The organism is Phaeobacter sp. SYSU ZJ3003, assembly GCF_041300735.1.
GTDB classification, from domain to species: domain Bacteria; phylum Pseudomonadota; class Alphaproteobacteria; order Rhodobacterales; family Rhodobacteraceae; genus Phycobacter; species Phycobacter gallaeciensis_A.
The window spans coordinates 15017-39463 of the sequence record NZ_PXNU01000047.1; the positions used below are offsets into that span (position 1 = coordinate 15017).

The 24447-nt window shown below is 62.0% G+C and carries 26 protein-coding genes; 13 read left to right on the forward strand and 13 right to left on the reverse strand.

Annotation, left to right across the window (positions count from 1 at the left end):
• Positions 1-16 precede the first annotated feature (16 nt).
• Positions 17-1063 (reverse strand): zinc ABC transporter substrate-binding protein, encoded by a 1047-nt coding sequence (locus C6W91_RS16280; protein ID WP_370571132.1) that lies wholly within the window; start codon positions 1061-1063, stop codon positions 17-19.
• A 135-nt stretch (positions 1064-1198) separates the two neighbouring features.
• On the opposite strand from C6W91_RS16280, the gene C6W91_RS16285 reads away from it, so the two are divergent.
• The 4 genes from C6W91_RS16285 (at position 1199) to C6W91_RS16300 (ending at position 4266) form a co-directional block, all read left to right on the forward strand.
• A complete protein-coding gene (locus tag C6W91_RS16285) occupies positions 1199-1681 on the forward strand; it encodes a Fur family transcriptional regulator (RefSeq protein WP_274834734.1) in 483 nt (160 codons plus the stop codon).
• Positions 1678-2475 (forward strand): metal ABC transporter ATP-binding protein, encoded by a 798-nt coding sequence (locus tag C6W91_RS16290; protein WP_274839934.1) that lies wholly within the window; start codon positions 1678-1680, stop codon positions 2473-2475. The genes C6W91_RS16285 and C6W91_RS16290 overlap by 4 nt, the downstream gene beginning before the upstream one ends.
• Complete coding sequence (locus C6W91_RS16295) at positions 2472-3284, forward strand: metal ABC transporter permease (RefSeq protein ID WP_370571133.1); 813 nt, start codon at positions 2472-2474, stop codon at positions 3282-3284. Before C6W91_RS16290 ends, C6W91_RS16295 begins: the two co-directional genes overlap by 4 nt.
• Before the next feature lie 67 nt (positions 3285-3351).
• Positions 3352-4266 carry a MurR/RpiR family transcriptional regulator gene (locus C6W91_RS16300; RefSeq protein ID WP_274839932.1) on the forward strand — a complete coding sequence of 305 codons (915 nt, stop codon included), beginning with the start codon at positions 3352-3354 and terminating at the stop codon, positions 4264-4266.
• 5 nt (positions 4267-4271) lie between these two features.
• Here C6W91_RS16300 and C6W91_RS16305 read toward each other — a convergent pair whose 3' ends face one another.
• The 4 genes from C6W91_RS16305 to C6W91_RS16320 are packed head-to-tail and all read right to left on the reverse strand — an operon-like array spanning position 4272 to position 8499.
• Positions 4272-5054 carry a dimethylarginine dimethylaminohydrolase family protein gene (locus C6W91_RS16305; protein ID WP_274834730.1) on the reverse strand — a complete coding sequence of 261 codons (783 nt, stop codon included), beginning with the start codon at positions 5052-5054 and terminating at the stop codon, positions 4272-4274.
• 3 nt (positions 5055-5057) lie between these two features.
• The gene (locus C6W91_RS16310; RefSeq protein ID WP_274839931.1) at positions 5058-6659 is read right to left on the reverse strand and encodes a 5-guanidino-2-oxopentanoate decarboxylase; all 1602 of its coding nucleotides are present in this window, start codon (positions 6657-6659) and stop codon (positions 5058-5060) included.
• Entirely contained in the window at positions 6656-7843 is a 1188-nt protein-coding gene (locus tag C6W91_RS16315; RefSeq protein ID WP_370571134.1) for a pyridoxal phosphate-dependent aminotransferase, read from the reverse strand. Before C6W91_RS16315 ends, C6W91_RS16310 begins: the two co-directional genes overlap by 4 nt.
• A complete protein-coding gene (locus C6W91_RS16320) occupies positions 7840-8499 on the reverse strand; it encodes a TetR/AcrR family transcriptional regulator (RefSeq protein ID WP_274830746.1) in 660 nt (219 codons plus the stop codon). Before C6W91_RS16320 ends, C6W91_RS16315 begins: the two co-directional genes overlap by 4 nt.
• Before the next feature lie 91 nt (positions 8500-8590).
• On the opposite strand from C6W91_RS16320, the gene C6W91_RS16325 reads away from it, so the two are divergent.
• From C6W91_RS16325 to C6W91_RS16340, 4 genes are read left to right on the forward strand one after another with little or no spacing between them, the layout of a single operon-like run.
• Positions 8591-9400, forward strand: a complete 810-nt coding sequence (locus C6W91_RS16325) for an ABC transporter ATP-binding protein (protein ID WP_274830745.1) — start codon at positions 8591-8593, stop codon at positions 9398-9400.
• 49 nt (positions 9401-9449) lie between these two features.
• Positions 9450-10214, forward strand: coding sequence for a transporter substrate-binding domain-containing protein (locus C6W91_RS16330; protein ID WP_274830744.1), 765 nt, complete (start codon positions 9450-9452; stop codon positions 10212-10214).
• Positions 10215-10223: 9 nt separating this feature from the next.
• Positions 10224-10976 (forward strand): ABC transporter permease, encoded by a 753-nt coding sequence (locus C6W91_RS16335; RefSeq protein WP_274833979.1) that lies wholly within the window; start codon positions 10224-10226, stop codon positions 10974-10976.
• On the forward strand, positions 10973-11755 hold the full coding sequence (locus C6W91_RS16340) for an ABC transporter permease (protein ID WP_274833981.1): 783 nt from the start codon (positions 10973-10975) through the stop codon (positions 11753-11755). The genes C6W91_RS16335 and C6W91_RS16340 overlap by 4 nt, the downstream gene beginning before the upstream one ends.
• A gap of 45 nt (positions 11756-11800) precedes the next feature.
• Here C6W91_RS16340 and C6W91_RS16345 read toward each other — a convergent pair whose 3' ends face one another.
• Positions 11801-12484, reverse strand: coding sequence for a hypothetical protein (locus C6W91_RS16345; RefSeq protein WP_274830741.1), 684 nt, complete (start codon positions 12482-12484; stop codon positions 11801-11803).
• 558 nt (positions 12485-13042) lie between these two features.
• Here C6W91_RS16345 and C6W91_RS16350 point away from each other — a divergent pair.
• Together C6W91_RS16350 and C6W91_RS16355 are read left to right on the forward strand one after the other, a co-directional pair.
• The gene (locus C6W91_RS16350; RefSeq protein WP_274839929.1) at positions 13043-14347 is read left to right on the forward strand and encodes an AAA family ATPase; all 1305 of its coding nucleotides are present in this window, start codon (positions 13043-13045) and stop codon (positions 14345-14347) included.
• Entirely contained in the window at positions 14344-15462 is a 1119-nt protein-coding gene (locus C6W91_RS16355) for a ParB N-terminal domain-containing protein (RefSeq protein WP_274833985.1), read from the forward strand. Before C6W91_RS16350 ends, C6W91_RS16355 begins: the two co-directional genes overlap by 4 nt.
• A gap of 89 nt (positions 15463-15551) precedes the next feature.
• Here C6W91_RS16355 and C6W91_RS16360 read toward each other — a convergent pair whose 3' ends face one another.
• Positions 15552-16592 carry an OmpA family protein gene (locus C6W91_RS16360; RefSeq protein WP_274830738.1) on the reverse strand — a complete coding sequence of 347 codons (1041 nt, stop codon included), beginning with the start codon at positions 16590-16592 and terminating at the stop codon, positions 15552-15554.
• A gap of 190 nt (positions 16593-16782) precedes the next feature.
• Between C6W91_RS16360 and C6W91_RS16365 the strand changes: the two genes are divergently transcribed.
• Complete coding sequence (locus C6W91_RS16365; protein WP_274833987.1) at positions 16783-18279, forward strand: caspase family protein; 1497 nt, start codon at positions 16783-16785, stop codon at positions 18277-18279.
• Positions 18280-18340: 61 nt separating this feature from the next.
• Here C6W91_RS16365 and C6W91_RS16370 read toward each other — a convergent pair whose 3' ends face one another.
• The 6 genes from C6W91_RS16370 to C6W91_RS16395 are packed head-to-tail and all read right to left on the reverse strand — an operon-like array spanning position 18341 to position 22618.
• A complete protein-coding gene (locus tag C6W91_RS16370; RefSeq protein WP_370571135.1) occupies positions 18341-19843 on the reverse strand; it encodes a DUF4384 domain-containing protein in 1503 nt (500 codons plus the stop codon).
• Complete coding sequence (locus C6W91_RS16375; protein WP_274839927.1) at positions 19840-20247, reverse strand: biopolymer transporter ExbD; 408 nt, start codon at positions 20245-20247, stop codon at positions 19840-19842. Before C6W91_RS16375 ends, C6W91_RS16370 begins: the two co-directional genes overlap by 4 nt.
• Positions 20244-20654 (reverse strand): biopolymer transporter ExbD, encoded by a 411-nt coding sequence (locus tag C6W91_RS16380; RefSeq protein ID WP_274839926.1) that lies wholly within the window; start codon positions 20652-20654, stop codon positions 20244-20246. Before C6W91_RS16380 ends, C6W91_RS16375 begins: the two co-directional genes overlap by 4 nt.
• Before the next feature lie 15 nt (positions 20655-20669).
• Positions 20670-21287, reverse strand: coding sequence for a MotA/TolQ/ExbB proton channel family protein (locus tag C6W91_RS16385; protein WP_274830733.1), 618 nt, complete (start codon positions 21285-21287; stop codon positions 20670-20672).
• Position 21288: 1 nt separating this feature from the next.
• Entirely contained in the window at positions 21289-21723 is a 435-nt protein-coding gene (locus tag C6W91_RS16390) for a hypothetical protein (protein WP_370571136.1), read from the reverse strand.
• A 55-nt stretch (positions 21724-21778) separates the two neighbouring features.
• Positions 21779-22618 (reverse strand): hypothetical protein, encoded by an 840-nt coding sequence (locus C6W91_RS16395; RefSeq protein ID WP_274830731.1) that lies wholly within the window; start codon positions 22616-22618, stop codon positions 21779-21781.
• 171 nt (positions 22619-22789) lie between these two features.
• On the opposite strand from C6W91_RS16395, the gene tssA reads away from it, so the two are divergent.
• Both tssA and tssB read left to right on the forward strand, forming a co-directional pair.
• On the forward strand, positions 22790-23845 hold the full coding sequence (gene tssA, locus C6W91_RS16400) for a type VI secretion system protein TssA (protein ID WP_274839924.1): 1056 nt from the start codon (positions 22790-22792) through the stop codon (positions 23843-23845).
• Positions 23846-23927: 82 nt separating this feature from the next.
• Positions 23928-24446 (forward strand): type VI secretion system contractile sheath small subunit, encoded by a 519-nt coding sequence (tssB, locus tag C6W91_RS16405; protein WP_274830729.1) that lies wholly within the window; start codon positions 23928-23930, stop codon positions 24444-24446.
• Position 24447: the final 1 nt, after the last annotated feature.

Genomic DNA, 24447 nt, shown 5'->3' on the forward strand with positions numbered 1-24447 from the left:
CCCCTTTCCGGAATACCTAGTGGCAGCTCGCCATGGCGCTGCCCAGTTCGGACAACAGATCCGTGTAGAACTCCGGCCCCGGCGGGATGTGGCTGCCCATGGGATCGATCACTACCGTTTTTGCCCCGGTCCCATCCAGCACCGTATCGACCAGTCCCGGATTGAACTGCGGCTCGGAAAAGACACAGGCGACGCCATGGGACGCAACCGCATCGCGGATCTCGGCGATGCGCGCGGGGCTTGGGTCCGAAGCATCGCCCAGCGAAATCGCCCCGGATGAGGTGAGCGCAAAACTGTGCTCGAAATACTGGTAAGCGTCGTGGAAAACGATGAAGGAGCTGGCGCGCAGTGGCTCCAGAACCGCATCAAGGCGCCCTACGGTTTCCTTGATTTCCGCCTGACCGGCCTTGGCGTTGGCCATGTAGATCTCTGCGTTTTCGGGGTCCAGCGCGGCCAGCTCTGCGGCAATGACCGATAGCCACAGCTCTGCGTTTTCCGGCGCCAGCCAGGCATGAGGGTCAATGCCTTCATGTGCGTGGCCAGCGTGATCCTCGTGATGCGCGTCGCCGTGTTCATCATGCGCCATGTGATCATGATCGTCACCATGCTCGCCCTCTTCGGCGTGATCCTCATGTCCATCGTGATCTTCGCCAGCGTGACCGTCATGATCATGCTCGGCTTCATGGTCGTGATCATCGTGATCAAAGGTCGTGCCCGACCGGAACTCCAGCTCGAGCGTGCCATCGACCTCCAGCAGTTCGGTCACCCGCGCCCTCCCCGCCAGGGTCTCAAGCGGGCCTTCCAGCCAGGGTGTCAGTGCTTCGCCAATCCAGAACACCGCATCAGCACGGTCCAGCGCCAGCGCTTCGGAGGGGCGCATTGCGTAGCCATGGGGTGACGCACCGGGCGGCACCACCAGATCCGGCTCTCCCACTCCCTGCATCACACGGGCGACCAGCCCATGCACCGGCGCGATATCAACCGCTACCCGCGGCACCTCGGCCAGCGCCATCCCTGCCCCAATAACAGCAGGCAGCGCCGCTGCGTAAGATAAGCCTTTCATTCCGACAGTCCTCTCGTCCCGAGTCGATGTAATTGTATAACATTACGCGGCTTGATAAACGTCATAACATAACATATCAAGACCCAAATCGGCGCCTGTTACTGCCCCTTCAATTGCCCTGTGCGGAGACCCCTGATGGATTCGATCGGCTTCGAAACCCACGATCACAGCAGCTGTATCCACGACTGCATTGCCGCAGTGGATGCCCGGTGCAAGGCAAAGGGCCTGCAATTCACCCCCGTACGGCGGCGGGTGCTGGAAATCCTGCTGCAAGAGCACCGGGCGCTCGGCGCCTATGACATTCTGGACCGGCTGCGCGAAGAGGGACTCGGCTCGCAGCCCCCGGTCGCCTATCGGGCGCTGGATTTCCTGGTCAAGAATGGCTTTGCCCACAAGATCGAACGGCTGAATTCCTTTGTGGCCTGCACCCATCCGGGCGACAGGCACGCGCCGATCTTCATGATCTGCCGAATCTGCGATGCCGTGGCCGAAGTGCATACCGATCCTACCAAGGGACAGCTCGGCTCTGCAGCAGAGGAAGCCGGGTTCCTGATCGAACGCACCGTCGTCGAAGCCGAAGGGATCTGCCCAAAATGCCAGAAGGCACAGGCTGCATGAGCCTTGTATCCCTGAAAGGCCTGTCCGTTCAGTATGGCGGCAACACGGTGCTGTCCGATGTGAACCTGAATATCGAAGCGGGTGAGATCCTCACCATCGTCGGGCCGAACGGATCGGGAAAATCCACGCTCTTGCGCAGCATCATCGGCGCCCTGAAGCCCAGCCGGGGCAGCATCACCCGCGCGCCCGGCCTGCGCATCGGCTATGTGCCGCAAAAACTGCATATCGATCCGACCCTGCCGTTGACCGTGCGCCGGTTTCTGAGCCTGCCAACCCGCGTCAGTGACGCTCAGGCCGAAGCCGCATTGACACAGGCCGGCGCCGACCGGCTGGCCACGCGGCAGATGTCGGGCCTGTCGGGCGGGCAGTTCCAGCGCGTCCTTTTGGCCCGGGCGCTGCTGACAAACCCGCAACTTCTGATTCTGGATGAAGCCACCCAAGGCCTTGATCAACCCGGCTCCGCCGCCTTTTACCAACAGATCGCAACCGTGCGGGCTGAACTCGGCTGCGCGGTGTTGATGGTCAGCCATGAATTGCACGTGGTCATGGCCGCCTCTGACCGGGTGATCTGCCTCAACGGCCATATTTGCTGCGAGGGGGAGCCGGAACACGTGGCCTCTGCCCCGGAATACCGGGCGCTGTTTGGCACCGGAACCCAAGGAGCGCTGGCGCTTTACCGGCACGAACACAACCACTCGCACGACCATTCCCACGATCATGGCCCTGGCTGCGACCACGATCACGGCCCCTCCGACGCAAACAGGGGCGTTGCAGATATGGACAAGGTATCATGAGCTTTCTCGACAGTTTCCTGATCCGCGCCGCGCTTGCCGGGATCGGCGTTGCGCTGGCGGCGGCGCCGCTGGGCTGTTTCGTGGTCTGGCGCCGAATGGCCTATTTCGGCGATGCCACGGCGCATGCTTCCATCCTGGGCGTAGCTTTGGCGCTGGCTTTTGATACCTCGGTCTTTGCGGGCGTGCTCGCTACCTCGCTAATGATGGCGACAGCGGTTTCGAGCCTCAGCAACCGGGGCTATGCCATGGATACGCTGCTGGGCGTTCTGGCGCATTCTTCGCTGGCCTTTGGCCTAGTCGCGGTCTCCTTCCTGCATGGGGTCCGAATTGATCTGATGGCCTATCTGTTTGGCGATATTCTGGCCGTCAGCCGCGTTGATCTGGCGATTATCTGGGGCGGCGCGGCGCTGGTTCTGCTGTTGCTCTGGGCGCGGTGGTCGGCGCTTCTGACGGCGACCCTGAACCCAGATCTGGCCTATGCCGCCGGGATCGACCCGAAGCGAGAGCAGATGGTGCTGACCATTGCCCTCGCGCTTGTCGTCGCGGTGGCGATCAAGGTGGTCGGCGTCTTGCTGATCGCCGCGCTCTTGCTGATCCCGGCCGCCGCCGCACGTCCCTTTGCCTCGACCCCGGAACGGATGGCGCTGATTGCAGCATCCATCGGTGCACTGTCCGCCCTCGGGGGGCTGCAACTGGCCTTTACCTTTGACACGCCGACCGGGCCGACGATTGTCTGCCTCGCCGCCATCCTGTTCGCACTCTCCAGTCTGGGCCACGCCCTGCGCCAGCATGTCATCGGTCGAAATTGATCCGTGAGCCTGCACAGATCGCGTGATTTTCTGTTGCATGGATCAGTACATATGTTCTGATCCTCCCATGAACCCGCAACTTGATCCGAAACAGACCGCCCGCCTGCTGGCCACGCTGAAAGACGGCATTTCCCACATGCCGCCCAAACTGGCGGCGGCGGCGAAATATATCATCGATAACCCGGGTGATTTCGCGCTCGACCCGGTGCGCCTTACCGCCACCAAGGCCGGGATCAGCGCCAATACCCTGGTGCGTCTTGCTGAACATCTGGGGTTTGACAGTTTCGAAGCCCTGCGCACCCCCTTCCGCACCGCGCTTGTCACTGGGCAAGAGGCGGGGCTGGGAGAGGATTGGCTGGCGCAGATGCAAACCTCAGATACGCCGTCGGCCGCGCTTCAGGCGCGCGCGGCCCGCAACGAGATCAACATCGTAGCGCGCTCTTTGCGGCTGATGACCCCCGAACGGACCGCTGCCATTGTTGAAACGCTGACCTCGGCACGGCGATGTTACGTCACCGCCACCCGCGCCTCATATGCACTGGCGCATTACTTTCACTACGTGGGGCGGATGGCACTGCCGGATCTGGATCTGGTGCCGCGTCATATGGGCTCGGCGATGGACGATCTGATCGACCTCTCGGCGGAGGACTGCCTGATCGCCATCACCTTTGCCCCCTATTCCTCGGGGACCATTCAGGCCCTGCGCATGGCGGCAAAGAGAGGCGCCAAGGTCGTGCTGATTTCAGACAGCGAGGTGATCGCCCCCGGCATCCACGCCGATCATGTGCTGGCCGTCGCGTCGAATTCGCTGCATGCCTTTGGCGCCTATGGTGGCGCCATGGCGGTGCTGGAATGCCTGCTGACACACCTGATTACGGCAGGCGGAGACACCGCCCGCCGCCGGATCGAGGCCTATGAGGACCTGCGTCAGGACAGCGGCGCCTACTGGAGTGGCCCCAAACTGCCCCGCACTGGCCGCTGACGGGATCAGAACCGCAGCGACAGGCAGGACATGCCGCCGTCCAGTTTCGCGCAGTCGCGGTTGTCGATCTCCACGACCTCGAACCCTTCGCGGTCCAGCATTTCGGCAGTGCGCGGGAACCCCGCCGCCATCAGCACCAGATTGTTGAACCGGATCGCGTTGGCCGCTGCCTCTTCGCCATCGGCCACGTGCAGAACCCGGTAGCCTTCGAAACAGCCCGAGGCATCCAGCCGACGGGTGGACAAGATCGTTTCCGCATCCATCAGGGAACAATCGGTCTTGAAGTGCAAAACCCCCTCGGGCGTGAAAACCTCGCGCAGGGAGTGGCCCCATTCCGCCACGATCTCTGCCAGCTCGGCAACGCCCGCCGCATCCGTGCGATCCGAGCGGCCCACCAGGATCTCGCGACCGGTCACCAGAATGTCCCCGCCTTCGATATGGCCGGGTCCCTTGATTTCGCGCAGATCTTCGTAACACCCCCGCAGGGCCGGAGCCATTTCGGCCACCTCCCCCATGCGGGACGGCGCGCCGGGGCGCATCAACACGGCGCCCTGCGGCAGGCACAGCGCGGTGTCCTCGACAAAGACCGCATCTGGATAGGCCTCCAGCGGGTCCAACTCGATCACTTCGGCGCCGGTGCTTTTGAGGGCCGCCACATAAGACGCATGGGCCTTCAGCATGGTCTCCAGATCCGGGGTGCCGATATCCTCGGCGCGCAGCCCGTTGACGATGCTGGCGGCCGGACGGCGGGTGATGGCGCGGGTAAACTCAAACGAAGGGTTGGTCATATTCTAGTCCTGTGTCGGCACAAAAACAGGTGCCGCGATTTCAATCATGGAAGGGCCGGTTTTCGGTGCCGCGCGCAAAGCAGCGGCGACCTCGGCCGGGGTTTGAGCGACCGCCTGATGCGGTATGCCAAAGGATCGGGCGGTTGCGGCAAAATCGGGCGGCGTGGGATCACAACCGACCACTGTCACGCCAACGTCCTGCATCGAGGTCGCGATTTCGCGGTAGCCGTGGTTGTTCCAGACCACGAATGTGACCGGCAGATCTTCCTCGACCGCGACCATGACTTCGGGCAGCGAAAACTGCGCACCGCCATCGCCGACGATACAGATCACCCGCGCGTCAGGCGCAGCTATCGCGGCCCCGATGGCTGCGGGAATGCCATAGCCGAGCGCGCCATATCCCGTTGCCGCATTGAACCAGCCGCCGGGGCGGTCGTGATCGTAGTAAAGATTCCCGGCATAGATCGGCTGCGTTGAATCCCCGACCATGATCGCCCCCGGCAGCGCATCGCGCATGGCCTCAAGCACGGCAACCTGATCGCGATACTCCGGTCCCAATTCTTCCAGAGCGGCATCGCGGGTGCGGGCCGCCCGCGCGGCGCCGTCATTACCCGCCTGACCGTCCGGCATCGCTGCCAGAAGCGCAGTCAGAAAGCCCCCTGCCCCGCTTTGAATGCTGAGCTCAGCAGGGTGACGCTGCAATTGCTGGTCACAAAGATCGACCCGGATCAGCCCAGCCATCGCAGGCATGGTGCCGGTTGCGTACATGTCATAATCCGTCGGTCCCATCTCGGTACCGATGGCCAGAACCACGTCGGCCTCTTTGATCAGTGCCCGTGTTGCCTGCAGGCTGGGGCTCGCCGGAACGCTCAGGGCATGATCGAAAAGCACCCCACGGGCGTTGACCGTCTGTACCACCGGAGCATCCAGCCGTTCAGCCAGGCGCCGCAACTGCGCCGCTTCCGATTTGGCCCCGCCGCCTGCGAGGATCACCGGGCGCCGCGCGGCGTTCAGCCGTCGCGCGGCTTCGGCAATCTGATCGGCATCCGCTTCTGGATAGTTCGCGTTTGACTGGGGAGACGCCGCGCCTGCGGGCGCGGCAGTGCCGGCGATATCCAACGGGATCTGCACATGCACAGGACCGGGTCGCGGGCTCTGTACCTGATCGAACACCCGGTTCAGCGCCGGGGTCAGCGCTTCTGGACTGTCGACATGTTCGGACACCAGTGCCACCGTCGCCGCCAGCGCGTGCTGGTCGGGCAATTCGTGCAGATGCCCCATCCCCTTCCCCAGCGACGGGGCCGCATTGACCCCGGAGACGACCAGCATCGGCACGGAATCCGCCCGCGCCTGCGCCATGGGCGTCAGCGTATTGGTCAATCCCGGCCCGGTGATGACAAAGGCTACGCCCGGCTGTCCCGACACGCGAGCGTAACCGTCCGCCATGAACCCGGCGCCCTGTTCGTGGCGCGGCGTTACATGACGCAGCCCCGACGCGGCAAGCCCCCGGTAAAGTTCCACGGTGTGCACTCCGGGAATACCGAATACACAGGTCACGCCGCGCGCCTTCAGATCTGCGACAAGCTGTTCTCCGACGCTGGTCATGCGACCTCCTGCGCCTTTTGAGCGGCATGGGCCACGATCCGGTCAAGCGCTTTGTCGAAACCTGCATCCTCGATGGTCAGTGCCACGCGCACCCAGGTTTTCAGGCTTTCCCCGAAAGAAGAGCCCGGCATCACCGCAACCCCACCGTTTTCCAACAGATCCATCGCATAGGCATCACCATCCATACCGGTGGCAGAGACATCGATCATCGCGAACATGCCCGCCTCCGGCCGGTGCACGGTCAGTCCTGTTTCCGCATGCAGCCGATCCGCCAGACGTTCGGCGCGGGCAGAGAACCGGCTCACCATGCCTGCCGCCACAGAAGATCCCTCGCGCACCGCCTGTTCGGTCATGTCGGCGATGAAGGGCTGGTTGCCGAACAGCATGGTTTCGGAAAACGGCAGCAAGGCATCGCAGAACTCCTTGGAGGCGACACACCAGCCGCTGCGGAATCCCGGCGCGGCGTGGGATTTGGAAACCGAGGATACGGCGATCACCCGGTCCGCGATATCGGCCTGTGCCAGGGGCGAGGTAAACTCAGCACCATCGAACACCAGTTCGGCGTAGACCTCGTACGAGATGATCCAGAAATCATGTTCCACGGCGAGTTTGCCGATGCCCGCGATATCCTCTGGCGTCAGAATCGAGCCGGTGGGATTGTGCGGTGAGGTCAGCAGCACCGCGCGGGTCCGCGGTGTGATACGGGCGGCGATGTCTTCGGCTTGCATGCGAAACCCGTGTTCGGGGCGCAGGGGCACGGGCACCATATTGGCGCCGGTTGCGCGAATGACACCTTCGTAAGTGGCATACATCGGATCCCCGACGAGCACCTCATCGCCGTGCTGCGCGACACCGGTCATCACTGCGAACAGCGCGGTCTGCGTGCCCGGAAAGCACAGGAAGTTGTCGGGCTCAAACGCCCGGCCGATCTTGCTGCTGTATTGCGCGGCCAGCGCCCGGCGCAGATTCATTTCGCCGCGCCCATCGGAGTATCCAGTACGGCCAGACTGCATAGCGCGGGCCGCAGTATCAAGCAGCGCCTGCGGCACCGGCACGTCCGGCTCACCGATGGTCATTTCGACCAGATCGGCGCCTGCTTCGGCCATGGCGCGTGCTTTCAGGTGTATTTCCCATTTTGCACCGCCCAGCCCTGCCAAACGCGTGGTCACATCTGTTGTTTTCATGGCCGATCAGCCTTTTCCTGAGGTGTCATTTTCAATTCTAATCCGGTAATGGCGCCGACGGAGCGCACCCCGATTTCGGGCAGCTCTCCCGGCTCAAAAGCATCCGGCAAGGCGCCACCTTCGAGCCATAGACCGTCGATCACCGCGTTACAGGCAATGGCGAGATGGCGCAGACCAGGCGGCGCGACGGAGCGTCCGGTCTCACGCAGCGCGGCATCAATCAGCGCCTCAAGCCGGTCCCGGAAATCGGCATAGGTCTGCGCGTGAATCTGGCGCATGACCGGATCCTGCTGCACCTTGTTGAGGAAACTGGCCCAAAGACCAATCGAACGCGGATCGACAACCGGCGGCGTAAGCGAGGCCACAACAAAGGCCGACAGCCTGCTCACCGCACAGCCGGTGACCTGCGTGGCCGGGGCCTCGGTCAGATCCGTCATATAGGTCATGTGATGTTCGTAGGCGGCGCTGATCAACTCTTCCTTGGAGGAGAAGTAGTGCCGGATCAGACCTTGCGTCACATCGGCACGCTCGGCGATGGCCCGGACCGTCGCCCCACGCACGCCATTTTCGGCGACCAGCTCAAGCGTAGCCGCGATCAGGGCGGCCTTTCGGGCCTCTGCAGTCTCCCGCTTAAATTTCCGGCGTTCTTCGGTCACGGTCTCTCCGGCCTGACGATTTCAAATTATACACTTGCATAATTACTATTGTTCGTCCTTACTACAAGCCGAAAAGTAAGGACCGCGAAAAATGCCGCAAAGCGCCGCTGCCAGCACAGCTGCTCAGACCCCCCCTGCCCCCGACGCCGCCAACGAGGCGATCCGGGTCACGGATCTGCACAAATCATTCGGGCATCTGGAGGTTCTGAAGGGGGTTTCACTGACCGCACAGAAAGGCGACGTGGTCGCCATCATCGGCGGCTCCGGCTCTGGCAAATCAACTATGCTGCGCTGCATCAATTTTCTGGAACAACCCACGTCCGGCAAGATCATCATCGGCGGCGAAGAGGTCGCCATGCGCAGCGACGGCAGCCCGGCGAATCGCCGTCAGATCGAACGGATCCGCACCCGTCTGGCCATGGTGTTCCAGCAGTTCAACCTCTGGACCCACCGCACCCTTCTGGAAAACGTGATCGAAGTGCCGGTGCATGTGCTGAAACAACCGCGCGCCGAAGCGATCACCAAGGCCCGCCAGTTGCTGGAACGGGTCGGGCTTGCCGACAAGGCAGATACCTTTCCGGCCTTTCTGTCCGGCGGACAGCAGCAGCGGGCAGCGATCGCGCGCGCGCTGGCGGTCGATCCCTCGGTCATGCTGTTCGACGAACCCACATCGGCGCTGGATCCGGAACTGGTGGGCGAAGTGCTGACGGTCATCCGCGACCTTGCCGCCGAAGGGCGCACCATGCTGCTGGTGACCCACGAAATGAAATTCGCCCGCGAGGTCGCGGATCACGTTGTCTACCTCTACCAGGGGCGGATCGAGGAACAGGGACCGCCAGAACAGGTCTTTGGCAACCCGCAATCCCCCCGTCTGCAACAGTTTCTGAAATCCGTCCACTAAGGGCGGCAAGGCCGCAAAGGCCAATCATCTCAACTCAGGGAGAATACCTATGACATTCAAATCATTGCTTTCCGCGACAACCGCCGCGCTGGCGCTGGCCGCGACCATGGCCACAGCAGAAGAAGTGAAGATCGGTATCGCGGCCGAACCCTATCCGCCCTTTGCTTCGGCTGACAGCTCCGGCAACTGGGTTGGTTGGGAAATCGACGTCATCAACGCGGTTTGCGCCGCTGCCGAACTGGATTGCGTGATTACTCCGGTTGCATGGGACGGCATTATCCCGTCGCTGACCGGCAAGCAGATCGACGCCATCATGGCCTCCATGTCGATCACCGAAGAGCGCATGAAAACCATCGATTTCTCCGACGCTTACTATAACACCCCCACGGTGATCGTTGCGGACAAGTCCATGGACATTGAGCCGACCCCTGAATCGCTGGCAGGCAAGATCCTGGGCGTGCAGGCCTCGACCATCCACCAGGCCTATGCGCAGGAATACTTCAAGGACGCCGAAATCCGCGTCTATCAGACCCAGGACGAAGCCAACCAGGATCTGTTCGCCGGCCGCATCGACGCGACCCAGGCCGACAGCATCGCCATGGCGGATTTCGTCGGTTCTGACGCAGGCGCCTGCTGCGAGATCAAAGGTCCGGTGAAAGACGACCCTGCCATTCTGGGCAAAGGTGTCGGCGCCGGTGTGCGCAAGGGTGAAGAGGATCTGAAGGCGGCGCTGAACAAAGGGATCGCCAAGATCCTTGCCGACGGCACCCACGCCGAAATCACCTCGAAGTACTTCACGACCAGCATCTACTAAGGCGCTACCGTGACTGACTTCCTGAACGCGCTTGGTCTGGCTGACAGCGCAGCACTGCTATCGCTGTCGGCTCCAGGCTGGGGAAGCAACCTGCTGCGCGGGTTGGCAAATTCTCTGCAAATCGCCTTTGGTGCTTTTGGACTGGGGCTTCTGATCGGGCTGTTCGGGGCCTATGGAAAACTTTACGGCGGGAAGGTCACGCGTGACCTTCTGGCCGTATACACCACCGTGATCCGCGCCGTTCCCGAACTGGTGCTGATCCTGATCCTCTATTACGTGGGCACCGATCTTATCAACAAGGCGTCCGCGCTGCTTGGCGGTGGGCGGGTCGAGATCAACGGGGTCGCCGCCGGCATCTGGGTTCTGGGGATCGTGCAGGGCGCCTATGCGACCGAAGTGCTGCGCGGCGCCATTCAAGCCGTCCCGCCCGGTCAGATCGAAGCGGCCCGCGCCTATGGGATGCCTGCATTGATGACCATGCGCCGGGTCACCATTCCGGCGATGATGGCCTTTGCCACGCCGGGTCTGGCGAATTTGTGGCTGATTGCGACCAAGGACACCGCATTGCTGGCCGTTGTCGGTTTCAACGAGCTGACGCTGGAGACCAAACAGGCCGCCAGCAGCACCCGCGCCTATTTCACCTTCTTCCTTGCTGCCGGGGCGCTCTACCTGCTGGTTACGCTCTGCTCCGGGGTCATCTTTGGCCGGGTTGAGAAATGGGCCCGCCGTGGTCAGCCGTCGCTAAAGGAGGGCCGCCAATGACCAGCCTGCGCGCATTTTTCCAACCGCATCGGATCGTGATGCTGGCGCTTTTTGCGGCCTTTGTTGTCTGGTGCGCCGTCAGCCTGCGCTGGGACTGGCTGCCGAAATACATGCCGCTGGCGATCGAGGGCATGTGGACCACGCTTTGGATCCTCGTGGTGACAACCATACTTGGCTTTCTTCTGGCGGTGCCGCTGGGGCTCGCCCAGGCGGTGGGGCCTTGGTATCTGTCCGCCCCGGCCCGGATGTTCTGCACGGTGATACGTGGCACCCCGTTGCTGCTGCAGATCTGGCTGCTGTATTATGGGCTTGGCTCCTTGTTTCCGCAGTTTCCTTGGATCCGTTCCTCTGAACTCTGGCCGTACCTGCGGCAGGCCTGGCCCTATGCGGTGCTGGCGCTGACGCTGTCTTATGCCGGGTACGAGGGCGAGGTGATGCGGGGCGCATTCTCTGGCGTTGCCCGTGGACAGCTGGAGGCGGCCAAATCCTTTGGCATGCCCCGGATGACCATGTTCCGCCGCATCTGGCTGCCTCAGGCCGTGCGCAACGTGCTGCCGACGCTTGGCGGGGAAACCATCCTGCAATTGAAGGCAACGCCCCTGATTGCCACTATCACGGTGATGGACATCTACGCGGTGTCCTCCCGCGTTCGCTCCGACACCTTCATCGTCTATGAGCCGCTCTTGCTGCTGGCGCTGGTCTATATGGTGATTGCAGGTATCATCAGCCTTATGTTCGGCTATTTCGAACGTCAGGTGCCCGGCGGGCATCGCCGATAGGTTCACCTACCGTTCTAGGCGCCCTCCGATGCGGGGCGCCTTTCTTCACGACACGACGGTAATGTCTGTAATGTCGCTGTCCACATCACGGCAGGCGGTCAGCAATCTGCGCTTCAGGTGCGACATGACATAGGTCGCATGGAACCGGCTCGGCGCGCGCAGCACCAGGCGGCCCCCTGCCCTGCTCTCCCGTGTCAGAGCCTGTATCCACGCCGTATAGGTCGCCATGTCCTCAGTATGCAGCAACCCCTTGGCGAGGCTCCATTCGGTGCCATCAGACAGATCCGGCGCCGGTGCGTTGGCCTCGCTGCGCAAGGGCACCACATTGGTTGGTTGTTCGTCGCTACCGCTCATCCTGCAGTCAAAATCAGGGCCTACGGCGGCCCAGCGGTCCCGGGTGTCATCCAGTATCCGGTCCAGCCCCAGACCGTACTGAGAGACCCTGCCCCGCGCGCCCTGCCGTTTGATGACCAGCCATCCCATGGAGCGCAGCTTGGCCATCTCTCGCTTCACGGTGCGCTCGTCCACATCCCAGAGCCGGGCAATCTCGCGCTGGCCTACAGCGAGTTCATCCCGTTGCCAGTTGTAGCGAGCTGTCAGAAGCGTCAGTAAACGAAGAACAAGTCGTTGGGAGGTCGGACTCTGTGCCAGCGCATATGCTCCCATGGCAGTGAGAACATCGTATTTGATCGCCGCCGCATGACGACCCGCTGGTCTTTTGGCAAGCATTGCCATCCCCGTTCCCGCCATGGCTGCTGTCTCGTATTGAAAAGCAGCCCGTTGCCTCATGTGCTGTGTTATCTTGTCTGAGAGAACGCAGCCGTCGTGTTGGTCGGTTTCGATCCGAACTCAACGTTTTTCTGTATCTTGGCTTAATTTGCGTCCGGAGTTCCGATTCTGTCAAGAACCCATCGGGTTGGTCGGGCATACCTAAACCTTTTTCTGATAAGAAAATTGGTATCAATGGTATTGGGGGACGCCCTTTATGTCCCCTATTGGATGCAAAATGTCCCCCAATAGGTTGGGGGGTGTTTCTTTATGTCCCCCAATATCTGCGCCAATGACCGCCAAAAACCAGGACGTTTTGCCATGTGCCTCCGAATCGGCGGAGCGGTGACACAGGCGTTTGTTTTCAGCCTTCTGAACAAGGTGTCCCCGCAGGGACAGGACGCAAATCCAGACAATAATAGGTTTTGCGTTTTTTGCAAATCCGGCGTAAATGGGTTTTGAGGCAGAATTAGCGTCCTGGGCAAACGGGACCTATGCCACTTTGATGTAGGAGCAGTCATGTTTACACACGAAGACCTAGCCCGGTTGCAGGCGCAGTCACTCAAGATGCAAAGCTGGATCCGGCAGCAGACATTTTCCCCCGAGATGGAAAAGACCCTGCGCAGATTTTCCAGCTGGGAAGTCGCAGAGCTGATTTGCAAGGTCAATCAATCCACTCTACGCGGGCGGTTGGCGGCCGACCCCTCCCTGCCGCAGGGACAGGTCGAAGAAGACGGCCGCCAGCGCTGGTATTCCCTGGAAGAGATCAACGAGCTGCGGCGCCGGATCAAGATCAACCGCAAGTCCCTGCTGCCGCAGCGCCCGGCGGGCAAGCGCGCTCTGCGGGTGGCGATCTCCAACTTCAAGGGCGGCGCCGGCAAGTCCACCGTGGCACTGCATTTCGCCCATGCGGCGGCGCTGGACGGATACCGGGTGCTCTGCCTCGATTTCGACCCGCAGGCGACCCTCTCTCACTCCATGGGGCTGAGCGACGTGACCGAGGACTATACGGTCTGGGGCATTATGGCGCGGGATCTGGTGCGCGAAACCGAACGCATGAATGCATCAGCCCGGGGCGCCGAAACCGGGGCCGCCCTGCCCGAACGTCGCCTGCCGGGATCGATCACCGGCATGGGTCTGCAGGATCTGCGCATCGGGGATTTCATCAAGCCGACCAGTTGGCCGACGATTGATCTGGTGCCCAGCTGCGCCAATGCGGCCTTTGTCGAATTTGCCAGCGCGCAGTACCGCTACCTCAATCCCGAATGGTCCTTCTTTGCGGCTGTGTCGCGCTACCTCGATCAGCTACCGGCGGATGAATATGACCTGATCATTTTCGATTGCCCGCCGGCGATTGGCTATCAGTCGATGAATGCGGTCTTTGCGGCCGACATGCTCTACATCCCGTCTGGGCCGGGCTACTGGGAATACGATTCCACCACCTCCTTTATCGGACAGCTGTCCGAAGCGCTTGAGGATCTGTCGGCCTTCAACGGGGTTGTCCCCGCGGGGACGTTCTCTTTGCCGAAGGTGTTTCAGGACGTCCGCTTCCTGTTGACGCGCTATGAATCCGGCAACGATCTGCACCGCGCGATGCGTAGTGCCTTCATGAAGGTTTTCGATGGCAGGATGACCGAGCACCCGATCGAAATGACACGCGCGGTCGAACAGTCAGGACGGTTCCTGAGCTCGATCTACGAGATCGATTACCGGGACATGACGCGCGAAACCTGGCGGCGTGCGCGGGCGTCATTTGATCAGGCCTATGATGAATTCAAGACAAACGCGGTCGCCGCCTGGGAAAAGCTGGAGGATGAAGCATGAGCAAGCGCAGAGTTTTCGACATCGATTTTCCAGAAGACTCCCCTGCCCCGGCTCCGGCCGAACCGCCTCGGCAGAACACGGCTGAGGGATCAGGCTCAGGCGCAGCGCGGCGCGGTCCGATGGCGACGGCTATCACCGAGAACGCAGATGCCCTGCGCCAGCGCGCCGAGGCAGAGAAAACGATCCGAGCGGAAAATGACCGGCTGGCGCATGAGTTCGTGCGACTCAAGAAACTGGGGCTGGTCGTGGACCGGATCCCGCTGGGGAAGATCCGCACTGACAAACTGGTCCGGGACCGCTCTGTCAGCCGGGATCCCGAATTGGATGAGCTGAAGGATTCGATCCGCTCGATCGGGCTGTCGAACCCGATCCGGGTCGAGGAAGACGGGGGTGTCTATCAGCTGGTTCAGGGCTTTCGGCGTCTGTCGGCTTATCGTGCCCTGCTTGAGGAAACAGGTGATGACAGCTTCGCAGCCATTCCGGCTGGGCTAGTGGCCAAGGGGGAAACCCTGCAGGGCCTCTATCGCCGGATGGTCGACGAAAACTTGGTGCGCCGGGATATCTCCTTTGCCGAGATGGCGCAGCTGGCCGTGTCCTATGCGCAGGATCCCGAGACGGAGGCGGACAGCATTGATGAGGCCGTGCGGCTTCTCTATGCCTCTGCCGGTCGTCAGAAACGCAGCTACATTCGCCATTTTGCCGACTTGCTGCTCATGATCGGGCCCGAGCTTACCTTCCCTGAGGTGATCCCCCGCGCGTTGGGGCTCGATCTGAAGAAGCGGCTGGCGGATGATCCAAAGGCGCAAGCGCAGTTGCAGGCGCAGCTGCGGTCTCTGCGGCCTGATACGGCAGAGGCAGAACTGGTGCTGTTGCGGGGTGTCCTGACATCGCCGACATCCGAAGCTTCCAGCAGTCCCGCTGGTGGGACCGCGCCGAAATCGGCCAGTGCAAAGACGACCCTGCGCTGCGCTGTCCCCGCGGGGACGGTGCGGTGTCAGGCCCGGGATGGGAAGATCGAGATGGCGATGGAACGGGATTTTTCCGCCATCGACCGGCGGCGGCTGGAAGAGGCAATCTCGGCCTTCTTCACCACGCTGGACCGGGGCGCGGAATAGATCCTAGCCACAGGGCGAAATGTCTTGGAGAAAGCAAAAGGGCTGTCCCCACGGGGACAGCCCTTTCTTTTTTGCCGGTTTGCCGTGGGTCAGTTCAGAACCTTGAAATCAATCCGCCGGTTCTTGGCCCGGTTCTGCGCGGTGTCGTTGGACACCAGCGGCGTGGTTTCACCATAGCCGACCGGTTTCAGTCGATCCGCCCCAATGCCTTTGCGGGTCAGATAGCTCACCACCGCATCGGCGCGTTGCTGGCTCAGTCGCATGTTCCAGGCCGCCTGGCCCTGACTGTCGGTGTGACCGCCAACCTCAAGAATGATCGAGGGGCAGCGGCTGACGATATCATACAGGCTGTCCAGAAAGATGATCGAGGTTCGGTCCAGCCGCGCGGTGGACGGGGCAAAGTTCACGCTGCGGCTGCGGGACAGAATATCGAACCGGCCAAGGCAGGCCTCGCGGCTGAAATCTCCGGCGGTTTCCAGCGCGGCCGAGGCTCCGGACACAGGCGCGGCGATGGCTGGCGCCGTTCCGGGGGAGGTGCGTTGGAAGGTCAGGTTGAGATTGACGATCCCCAGCGGTGTGATGGTGACATTGGCGGCTTCCTCCAGCTTCTCGCGCCCGGCCATCAGGTTGAAATCCTTCAGCTGCAGGATGACGGGATCGACCGAGGAAATATTGACCCGGTCATTGTCCAGCAGGGTTACCGCAACCCGCGGGGACAGGTCGACATCGGCGCCATGCAGCGACAGGGTGACGGGAACCTGCATCAGCTTGCGGCGCACTGTGGGCAGGTCCGCCAGCTGCGCCGGATCCAGAACCGCGGTGACGGTGGCCTCGGGATGGGCGAAGGTTTCAAAGAACAGGAACCGCATCCGCACATTGCGCAGGTCGATCTTGGTATCGACCGAATCCAACGCGATCTTGATCTGGGCGATGCCTTTTTCGGTGATCTGCCCGCTGAAGGCCGCGAATTCGCTGGTCTCGGCGATGGTGCCTTTCTTGACCGACAGGAAGGTGATGGTGGAAATTTCCGGATCCAGTTGCCAGCCGTGTTCGAACGGATCGGCCGCAAAAACCGTGCGGGGCAGGGTGAAAAGGACGAGGAAAATCGGAAGAATGAGCAATCGGAACATGGGACAAGCCACTCCTGGCGGAACTAGGACACTGTTCCCCGCATAGCACGAAATAGTAGGGAACTGCTGCTAGCATAACAGGAAACTTGTGGTGTGGCGCAAGGATGGCGATACTTTCGGCAGGAATTTCCCGGCCTTGCGATCCTTTGTGGATGCTGCGACGGTGTGAAAAGGTGTTGGAGTAAAGTAAATGCGCGCGATGTTTGCGGCGATCCGAATTGGTCTCGCTCTTCTTTTGGTTGTGTTTTGGGGAGCCAGTCATGCGAGGGCGGAAGAACGTCTAGCCCTGGTCATTGGCAACTCTGCCTATGCATCCGTCACCGCGTTGGACAACCCCGACCGGGACGCACAGTTGATCGCGCAGACGTTGGAACAGCTTGGATTTACGGTCACTGTTGAGACGGATCTGACACAGGTCGGGATGAAGCGAGCGATTGCCCATTTCGGGCGCAGCCTGCGGGCGGCGGGGGAAGATGCCACCGGATTGTTCTATTACGCCGGGCACGGGGTGCAAAGCTTTGGCAACAACTACCTGCTGCCGGTCGATGTTGCGCTGGCCGATGCCGCGGATCTGGACCTGATGGCGGTCGAAGCGCAATCAGTGCTGCGGCAGATGGCTTCGGCGCGCAATCGAACCAACCTTGTGATTCTGGATGCCTGCCGCAACAATCCGTTCGAAAATGTGCCGGATCTGGACGAAAGCGGTCTGGCCGAAATGAAGGCTCCGACCGGCACCTTCCTGGCCTATGCGACGTCTCCGGGTGGGGTGGCTCTGGATGGGGACGGGGACAACAGCCCGTTTACCCAAGCATTGGCGACGCAAATTCAGGTCCCGGGCCAGCCGGTCGAGCAGGTGTTCAAGGACGTGCGCCGCGCGGTACTGGAGCAGAGCCGGGGACAGCAGACCCCCTGGGATACCTCATCGCTGGTCAGCGACTTCGTCTTTGCCAAGGCTCCTGAGGAACGGGCGCTCACACCGGCAGAGACTGAGGAGCTGCAGTTGTGGCGCTCGGTCGAGGCGACGCGGGATCCGGTGCAGCTGATGCTGTTCCTGCGCGGCTATCCCGACGGGGCCTATACCCAGGAGGCGCGGGACATGCTGAAGGACGTCATGGCAGAGGAACTGGCCGGTGGTGGCACCGCGGCGCCTGCGCCCACGTCACAAGGTCCCGACGAGGCCGAAACAGCCATGTTCAATGCGGCGCAGCAGGATGGCAGCCTCAGCGCTTATGAGGCCTATCTGCAAAATTACCCGGCTGGCACCTATGCCGAGATCGCCCGCACCGAAATCGCGGCGCTGACGGCCGGTTCCGGCACGGATCCAGAGGCCGGGGGAGAGCCGGAGGTCGTCGCGGCGCCTGCCGAAGATCCGGGGCCAAGACCCGCGGATTCAGGGCCGGTCACCTATGCCAGCCCTCTGGATGCAGAGGTAGCAGCGCTTGCGGGCAAAAGCCTGGCCGAAGTGGTCGATCTGTCGCCGATGTTCCCCCCAATCGAGGGGCTGCCGGAAAGCTACTGGAAAGAGCAGACCTGCAGCGCCTGCCATCAATGGAACCGGGAGCGTCTATGCGATCAGGGCAATACCTATCTTAGCCTCAATATGCAGCGTTCCCTGTCCAAGCAGCATCCGTTCGGCGGCGCCTTGAAACGCACGCTGAAATCCTGGGCCGCCGGGGGCTGCCAATAGGGGATCATCTATCACGCTTGCAGATTGGGTGCCTGCCTGTTCCGCATGATGCAGGGCGGGATCAGGGCGCGTGCGTGGTGACAAGGAAATAGACCCATTCCCCTTTAAAATCAGTATGTTGCTCTCTTGCTTCTGTCACACGCTCGCGCAGCCAAGCCAGATAGGGTTCGGCGGGTTCGCTGATAGGACGCAGCCCGGAATAAAGCGGATGAGAGGCGGCAAAGGCGACTGCGATTTCCTGCCCGTAGGGCGGGCCAACGGCGATCTGCAGGCCGGGATCTCCGTCTTCCTTGGCACCAACGCGCAGCGGATCTTTGGCAGGGGTTTGCTGTAGTGCGATGGTTTCATTTGGGACCAGATGCAGCACCTGCCCGCCTGCATCGAAATAATCGACATAGACATAGGCGGGGTAATCCGGCGCGGTCAGATCGAAGAACAGTCGGTCGCCGCCTGCATAGGAGAGGACCCGGGCGTGGGCGTCGTCCCCGACCAGCAGGGGATTGGTGATCTGATCCGTACTTTGCGGCAGGCCGACCTCTCCGATCCCGGCAAGGGCGCCGCATTGCGGGCGCGGTAGCAGGCGCATCTGGTCGGATACGGTGATGTCCTGTCCCATCTGCGCCTGAAGGGCGGCAAGCACCGGTGCCCGCATCCCGTCTTCCGGAATATGACCCCGCAGGGACAGCGTGGCGGTATCCGGGTCAAAGGCAACCTGCAGCCGGGAACAGGGCACGGCGGCTAGACTGCCCAGCAGCCCATCCCGCAGGCTGTTTCCGTCTGACGCAGCGGCGGTGGGCGCCATGAAGCTTTGGAAGGCGGCCAGTGAGACAGGGTCGATCCCGTCAGGTGTGCCGCCCTGAAAGGCAAGAGCGGCGGTGACCTGATCGCTTTGCGGAACGGCGGTGGGCAAAACCGTAGCTTTGGGCGGGAGCGTTTGCGCCGCATCCACTGATGGCGATGCCTGCGGCACCGGCGCCGTGTCAGGGGCGAACTGAGCAATGGGCTGCGCAGCCGGGGCCGCTGTTTTCACGTCGAGTGAGGGCTCTGCAGCCGGTGCAAGGCGGGCAGGCGGTAGATCGGTTGCGGCAAGCGCCACATCGGCAGACGGTGTGGTCGATATGGATGGTGTGATCTCGGGAGATAGGCTGGTGACCGCAGCCGGTTTGACTTGCGCTGACGCAATAGGCTGCGCCGCAGGTGGGGTTTGCGCGATCGCTGCACTTTGCGCGGGCGCGGCTGCCGCGACCGGGGCAGGGGAGGGGGGCGAGCTCGCAAGGGCCTGTGGTTGCGGCTCGGCCGGGCGCGCCTCTGATTGCGGCAGCGGATTGGCCGCCAGCCCCTCTTGTTGCGGATCAGCCTCTGCGGCGGCCTCGCCTTCGGGCTGCTGCGGGATTGCCTGGCTGCGGTTCAGCCGTTGCGCCGCCATTGTCAGGCTGCTTTGGGGCGTGGGCTGTTTGACCAGATCATCGGGGCGCAGGTTGAACACCAGCGCGCCTGCCATGGCCGCATGGGCCAGGCCAGATGCGACAAGACCCGCACCCCATATGGAGGCCCGCGATGTCATCCGCCGGTCTCGGGGGTGACGACCAGAACCACATCGCGGAAGCCGAGCTGTTGCGCGCGGCTGACCAGAGGCAGGACATTGCGCAGCTCTGCCGCGCGGTGGGCGTTGATCCGTAGGCGCAGATCCGGGTTATCCTGCAAATGCTCGCTCAGCACGTCGGGCAGATCTTCGGGGCGCATGTCATCGCCATCCAGCGCCAGGGCGCCCTTCGCTGATACGGCCAGCGTGATGCCGCCAGCGGGCATATCGCGTCCGGTTTCGGCATGGGGCGGGGTGACTTCAAATGGAGCGGTGGCGTCCATCCGTCCGATCAGCATGAAGAAAATGAGCAGGAAGAACACCACATCGATCAGGGCAATGATCGTTTCGGATTGGGCTGCGCGGGCAGGGCGGGTCAGCTTCATGGCTGCACCTCCAGCCTCAGGACCCGTAGCTGCTGCACATCGGCTTGTGCGGCCTTGTCCATCACGCTGATCAGAGCCTGCGTCGAGGCCGCGCCGGAGGGCAGGATCAGAACCTGTGTCAGAGGATCGGTGGCAATGGTGCTGCGCAGGAGGCTGTCCAACTCGGAGCCGGACAGGGGCTGCCCCCGGATCACCGGAATGCCATCTGCGCCGAGGCGAATCATCACCGTATCGGTTGGCGTTGCGGCAGGGCCTGTTGCCCCGTCGGCGGCCCGTAGGGCCGGGATCATATCAAGGTTCAGATAGGTCGAGGTGACCATGAAAAACACGAGCAGGATCAGCATCACGTCGATCATCGGCACCAACGAGATCAGCGCGCGGGGTCTTGAGGCTCGTTTCAGGATCATGGCGCCACCATCCGATCAGCGGCTGGCGTCGGCCAGCATCAGCCTGCCCACGGCGCTTTCGATGGTCTGGGCTGCGCGTTCGATCCGGGATGCGAAAAGCCCTGCCGCGATGGCCGCAGGAATGGCCACCAGCAGCCCTGCCGCGGTGGTCAGCAGCGCCTGCCAGATCCCGCCGGCCAGAACCGAGGCGTTTGCAGCGCCCTGAGCCAGTTCTAGCTCCTGAAAAGACTGAATCATGCCCAGAACGGTGCCCAGAAGCCCCAGCAAGGGCGACACCATGGCGATGAGTTCCAGCAACCGGATCAGGCTGTTCATGCCCGCGACCTCTTCGTTGCCGCGCCGCTCAAGTTCGGACATCAGCAGAGGGCCTTTGAGGCCGCTGCCCAGGGCGTCCATCGCATAGGTCATGACACGGTCGGCCGGGGCGCGGCCCGCTGTGATTGCGTCTTTGGCACTTTTCCGGTCGCCGCCGCTCCAGAGGTCGATCGCTTTTGCCCGCGCCGCCTCTCCGCTGCAGACGGACCAGAGCTGGATCAGCTTCACCGCGATCACGGTGAGGGACAGTAGCGACATCAGCGCCAACAAGGCGATGACTGGCCCGCCAGTGCCCAGCATTTCCCAGGTGGCGGCCATCTTATTTCACCAGCTGCGCAGCTGCGCGCGATTCAAGGTTGAGGATCGGAAAGCAATCCATCTGCTCTTCGTTCTGCGGCTGGCAGGAGGTGATGTCATGCAGCAGGATCTCGGAAATGTTGCCGCAGGCGATGTCGGGAATTTCAAAGAGTTTCAGGGTTGTGCGCTGAACGGGCAGGGGGGCGGCATCCACCGACAGAAGCCGGTCGATAACACCGCCAGCATCAAGGATCGCCAGAGACATTTCAAACCCGGCAAAGCTTTTCCCGGTTTGATTGCGGAACAGGAAGAAGGCGCGGCACCCACCGCCGTCGATCTCTTCGGTCTTGTTCAGCTCCACCAGCAGCGGGCCTGTCTCGGCCATGGCATTGCGGGGCAGGGCAATGAGCGTAACCGCGACCATCACGGCCGCGACGTGCAGGAATTTGAGGGGCATGAAAGTCTCCAGTTCTTCAAAATGTAATTAAAAACTCGACTGCGCCCGGGTGGGGTCAGACAAGCGTGGTCAGGGCTTTTTCGATGCGGTCCATGACCGATTGTGCGCCGCTGAGATCGCGTTTCTTCAACAGGCGCGCGGCGACATGTACGGCCCGGTCCAGACGGTCGCGGGCCGGGCCCGGGGCGCGGGCGACATTGGCCCTGAGGGCTTGGGCGCGTTTGACCTGCGCGCCAAGCGAGCGCTGGTCCATTTCCCGCTGGCCGCGGCGCATGCTTTTGTCGGCGCTTTCGCGGTCCTTTCCGATTCTGGCGATGGCCCGTTCGATCACCACGATCAGGGTTTCGGCCTCTTGCAGACGGCCCGCGTTGATCAGCTTGACCGATTTGGACAGGGCGCGTTTCAGTTTCAGCTCCAGTGGCCCCGGAGCCAGTGCAATCCTTGGCTGGATGCGTTTCAGACGCCGTGTCAGAGGTGCCACCGCGCTGGCGTCGATGCCGGTGGCCGAGACATCATCGACATCCGCCTGCCCCTTGCTTTCGCCTTCGGGTTTGAGACTGTCCAGAAGGTTGCCGCCGTCATCATAGAACAGCACGTTCACCTTGGGCCGGTTCCTTTGCAGGAACTTTTTCAGCGCCGTGATCATCTTGCCCGGGGCCTGTTCGCAGATCATTTCCATCTCGCCGTCCCGCACAACATAGGTGCCCCAGGCCATTGGGTTTGTTCCTCCGGCCTGCTTAACCGGGTTGCGCAAGGTTTCGGGTTTTTTGCCGGGCTGGATCATCAGTAGCGGATCCTTGGAGCCATCCAGGCAGAAGGCAAAGCTCATCCGCTTCTTGGCGCCTTCCCGCACCATCGTCCTGACATCGTCACCGTTAACCCGGTCTGCACACATGACCACCACTCGCAAAAGGACGTGAAAACAATTGACTTTAAGAATTCGATAAGGCTCACTTGACGTCAAGTTATTGTTTTAGAGTGGCGCGGTTCACACCGCTGCATGGGTATCGATTGAATACTTGTTGTAGCGGCGCGGACTGCGTTTCACCGGGTTTTGGGAGGTCAGATGGATCCGGCGGTACTGCTGCAGCCAAAGGAAGAGGATGCACCAAGCGGTGCAAATCTCGAGTATGACCCGGCCTTCACGGATATGGAGCTTGCTGCTCAGCCGGGGGAAGAAACCGTTATCGGCGATGAGCGCACCGAGGCGACGGATCCCGATTACCGCGAAGTCGCGGTCAAGGCGACAGAGGTTCTGGAGCGCAGCCACGATCTGCGGGCTGCCGTGTTTTTGGCCGATGCCTTGCTGCAATCCGAAGGTCTGTCCGGCTTTGCGGATGTGACCACATTCATGCGCGGCTGTCTTGAGCAATACTGGGACACCTGCCACCCCGAGCTTGATGAAGACGACGGCGATCCGATCATGCGGATCAACGCGGTTCAGGATCTTTGCGGTCAACCCGGTGGCATGGCAGGGCCTTCACCGGTCTACCGGTCTCTGCGCCGCACCCCGCTGAGTGACAGCCGCGGATTTGGCCGCTTCTCCCTGCGGGAGATGGAAGTGGCCGAAGGGATTGCGACGGCGCCATCGGACATGGAGCGGGTGCCGGATCAGGCGACCATAAGTGCTGCCTTTCAGGACAGCGATCCCGAAGGGGTCGCGACCCGGCTGGCGGCGGCTGAAACGGCGGTCGAGAACGTTAAGGCAATCTCTGCGGTGTTCGACGAACAGACACCGGGGCAGGGGCCAGAACTGGATCCGCTGATCAAGCTGCTGCAGCAGATTGCCAAACGGTTGCGCGACTATGGCAATGTCGAAGAGGGCGCCGAGGCGCCGGAGGCCGATGTGGCAGAAGAGGCCGAGGCCGGAGCTGCCGTGGCAGCGCCCGCTGCAGCTGCCGGGATTGCGCCGGGGGCGATCAACTCACCGGCGGATGTGTCCAACATGCTGGACCGCATCATTGGCTATTACGCACGCGAGGAACCATCGAGTCCGGTGCCATTACTGCTGGAGCGGGCAAAGCGTCTGGTGGGGGCCGATTTCCTTACCATCATGAACGACATGGCGCCACGCGGTCTGGAGAATGTGCAGTTGATCGGCGGCATTGAGGACGACGATTGAAACAACAGGGACAGTGGCGTGTGACGACAGATCGAAAAGATCACCGCATCGTGCCACGGAATTGACGAGTAAGGAGACCTAGATGGCCGGAAGTTCACAAAAGTTCATCGCCCGGAACCGGGCGCCCCGGGTTCAAATCGAATATGATGTGGAGCTGTACGGCGCGGAAAAGAAGGTCCAGCTGCCCTTTGTTATGGGTGTGATGGCGGATCTGACCGGGAAATCCGAGGTGGAACAACCCGCAGTCGCCGATCGCAAGTTTCTGGAAATCGACGTGGACAACTTCGATGACCGGATGAAGTCCATGGCGCCGCGTGCCTCTTTCACCGTGCCCAACACGCTGACCGGCGAGGGGAACCTGGCCGTCGATATCACTTTTGAAAGCATGGATGATTTCAAACCGGCTGCTATCGCTGCCAAGGTCGAGCCGCTGCGCGAGCTGCTGGATGCGCGCACGCAGCTGAGCAACCTGATGACCTACATGGATGGCAAGACCGGCGCCGAGGATCTGATTGCAAAAATCATGCAGGATCCGAGCCTGCTGAAAACCCTGGCGGCCCAACCGAAACCCGGCGGCGATGCCGGGTCTGATGCGGAATAAG

What these genes read in the sequence shown, in the direction of transcription:
- C6W91_RS16340 (WP_274833981.1), top strand. Translation starts at nt 10,973, where the DNA reads ATGACCAGCCTGCGCGCATTTTTCCAACCGCATCGGATCGTGATGCTG.
- C6W91_RS16350 (WP_274839929.1), top strand. Translation starts at nt 13,043, where the DNA reads ATGTTTACACACGAAGACCTAGCCCGGTTGCAGGCGCAGTCACTCAAG.
- C6W91_RS16390 (WP_370571136.1), bottom strand. Translation starts at nt 21,723, where the DNA reads ATGCCCCTCAAATTCCTGCACGTCGCGGCCGTGATGGTCGCGGTTACG.
- C6W91_RS16310 (WP_274839931.1), bottom strand. Translation starts at nt 6,659, where the DNA reads ATGACCAGCGTCGGAGAACAGCTTGTCGCAGATCTGAAGGCGCGCGGC.
- C6W91_RS16280 (WP_370571132.1), bottom strand. Translation starts at nt 1,063, where the DNA reads ATGAAAGGCTTATCTTACGCAGCGGCGCTGCCTGCTGTTATTGGGGCA.
- C6W91_RS16345 (WP_274830741.1), bottom strand. Translation starts at nt 12,484, where the DNA reads ATGCTTGCCAAAAGACCAGCGGGTCGTCATGCGGCGGCGATCAAATAC.
- C6W91_RS16370 (WP_370571135.1), bottom strand. Translation starts at nt 19,843, where the DNA reads ATGACATCGCGGGCCTCCATATGGGGTGCGGGTCTTGTCGCATCTGGC.
- C6W91_RS16360 (WP_274830738.1), bottom strand. Translation starts at nt 16,592, where the DNA reads ATGTTCCGATTGCTCATTCTTCCGATTTTCCTCGTCCTTTTCACCCTG.
- C6W91_RS16385 (WP_274830733.1), bottom strand. Translation starts at nt 21,287, where the DNA reads ATGGCCGCCACCTGGGAAATGCTGGGCACTGGCGGGCCAGTCATCGCC.
- C6W91_RS16330 (WP_274830744.1), top strand. Translation starts at nt 9,450, where the DNA reads ATGACATTCAAATCATTGCTTTCCGCGACAACCGCCGCGCTGGCGCTG.
- C6W91_RS16365 (WP_274833987.1), top strand. Translation starts at nt 16,783, where the DNA reads ATGCGCGCGATGTTTGCGGCGATCCGAATTGGTCTCGCTCTTCTTTTG.
- C6W91_RS16295 (WP_370571133.1), top strand. Translation starts at nt 2,472, where the DNA reads ATGAGCTTTCTCGACAGTTTCCTGATCCGCGCCGCGCTTGCCGGGATC.
- C6W91_RS16315 (WP_370571134.1), bottom strand. Translation starts at nt 7,843, where the DNA reads ATGAAAACAACAGATGTGACCACGCGTTTGGCAGGGCTGGGCGGTGCA.
- C6W91_RS16355 (WP_274833985.1), top strand. Translation starts at nt 14,344, where the DNA reads ATGAGCAAGCGCAGAGTTTTCGACATCGATTTTCCAGAAGACTCCCCT.
- C6W91_RS16395 (WP_274830731.1), bottom strand. Translation starts at nt 22,618, where the DNA reads ATGTGTGCAGACCGGGTTAACGGTGACGATGTCAGGACGATGGTGCGG.
- C6W91_RS16375 (WP_274839927.1), bottom strand. Translation starts at nt 20,247, where the DNA reads ATGAAGCTGACCCGCCCTGCCCGCGCAGCCCAATCCGAAACGATCATT.
- C6W91_RS16380 (WP_274839926.1), bottom strand. Translation starts at nt 20,654, where the DNA reads ATGATCCTGAAACGAGCCTCAAGACCCCGCGCGCTGATCTCGTTGGTG.
- C6W91_RS16285 (WP_274834734.1), top strand. Translation starts at nt 1,199, where the DNA reads ATGGATTCGATCGGCTTCGAAACCCACGATCACAGCAGCTGTATCCAC.
- C6W91_RS16300 (WP_274839932.1), top strand. Translation starts at nt 3,352, where the DNA reads ATGAACCCGCAACTTGATCCGAAACAGACCGCCCGCCTGCTGGCCACG.
- C6W91_RS16305 (WP_274834730.1), bottom strand. Translation starts at nt 5,054, where the DNA reads ATGACCAACCCTTCGTTTGAGTTTACCCGCGCCATCACCCGCCGTCCG.
- C6W91_RS16325 (WP_274830745.1), top strand. Translation starts at nt 8,591, where the DNA reads ATGCCGCAAAGCGCCGCTGCCAGCACAGCTGCTCAGACCCCCCCTGCC.
- tssA (WP_274839924.1), top strand. Translation starts at nt 22,790, where the DNA reads ATGGATCCGGCGGTACTGCTGCAGCCAAAGGAAGAGGATGCACCAAGC.
- tssB (WP_274830729.1), top strand. Translation starts at nt 23,928, where the DNA reads ATGGCCGGAAGTTCACAAAAGTTCATCGCCCGGAACCGGGCGCCCCGG.
- C6W91_RS16290 (WP_274839934.1), top strand. Translation starts at nt 1,678, where the DNA reads ATGAGCCTTGTATCCCTGAAAGGCCTGTCCGTTCAGTATGGCGGCAAC.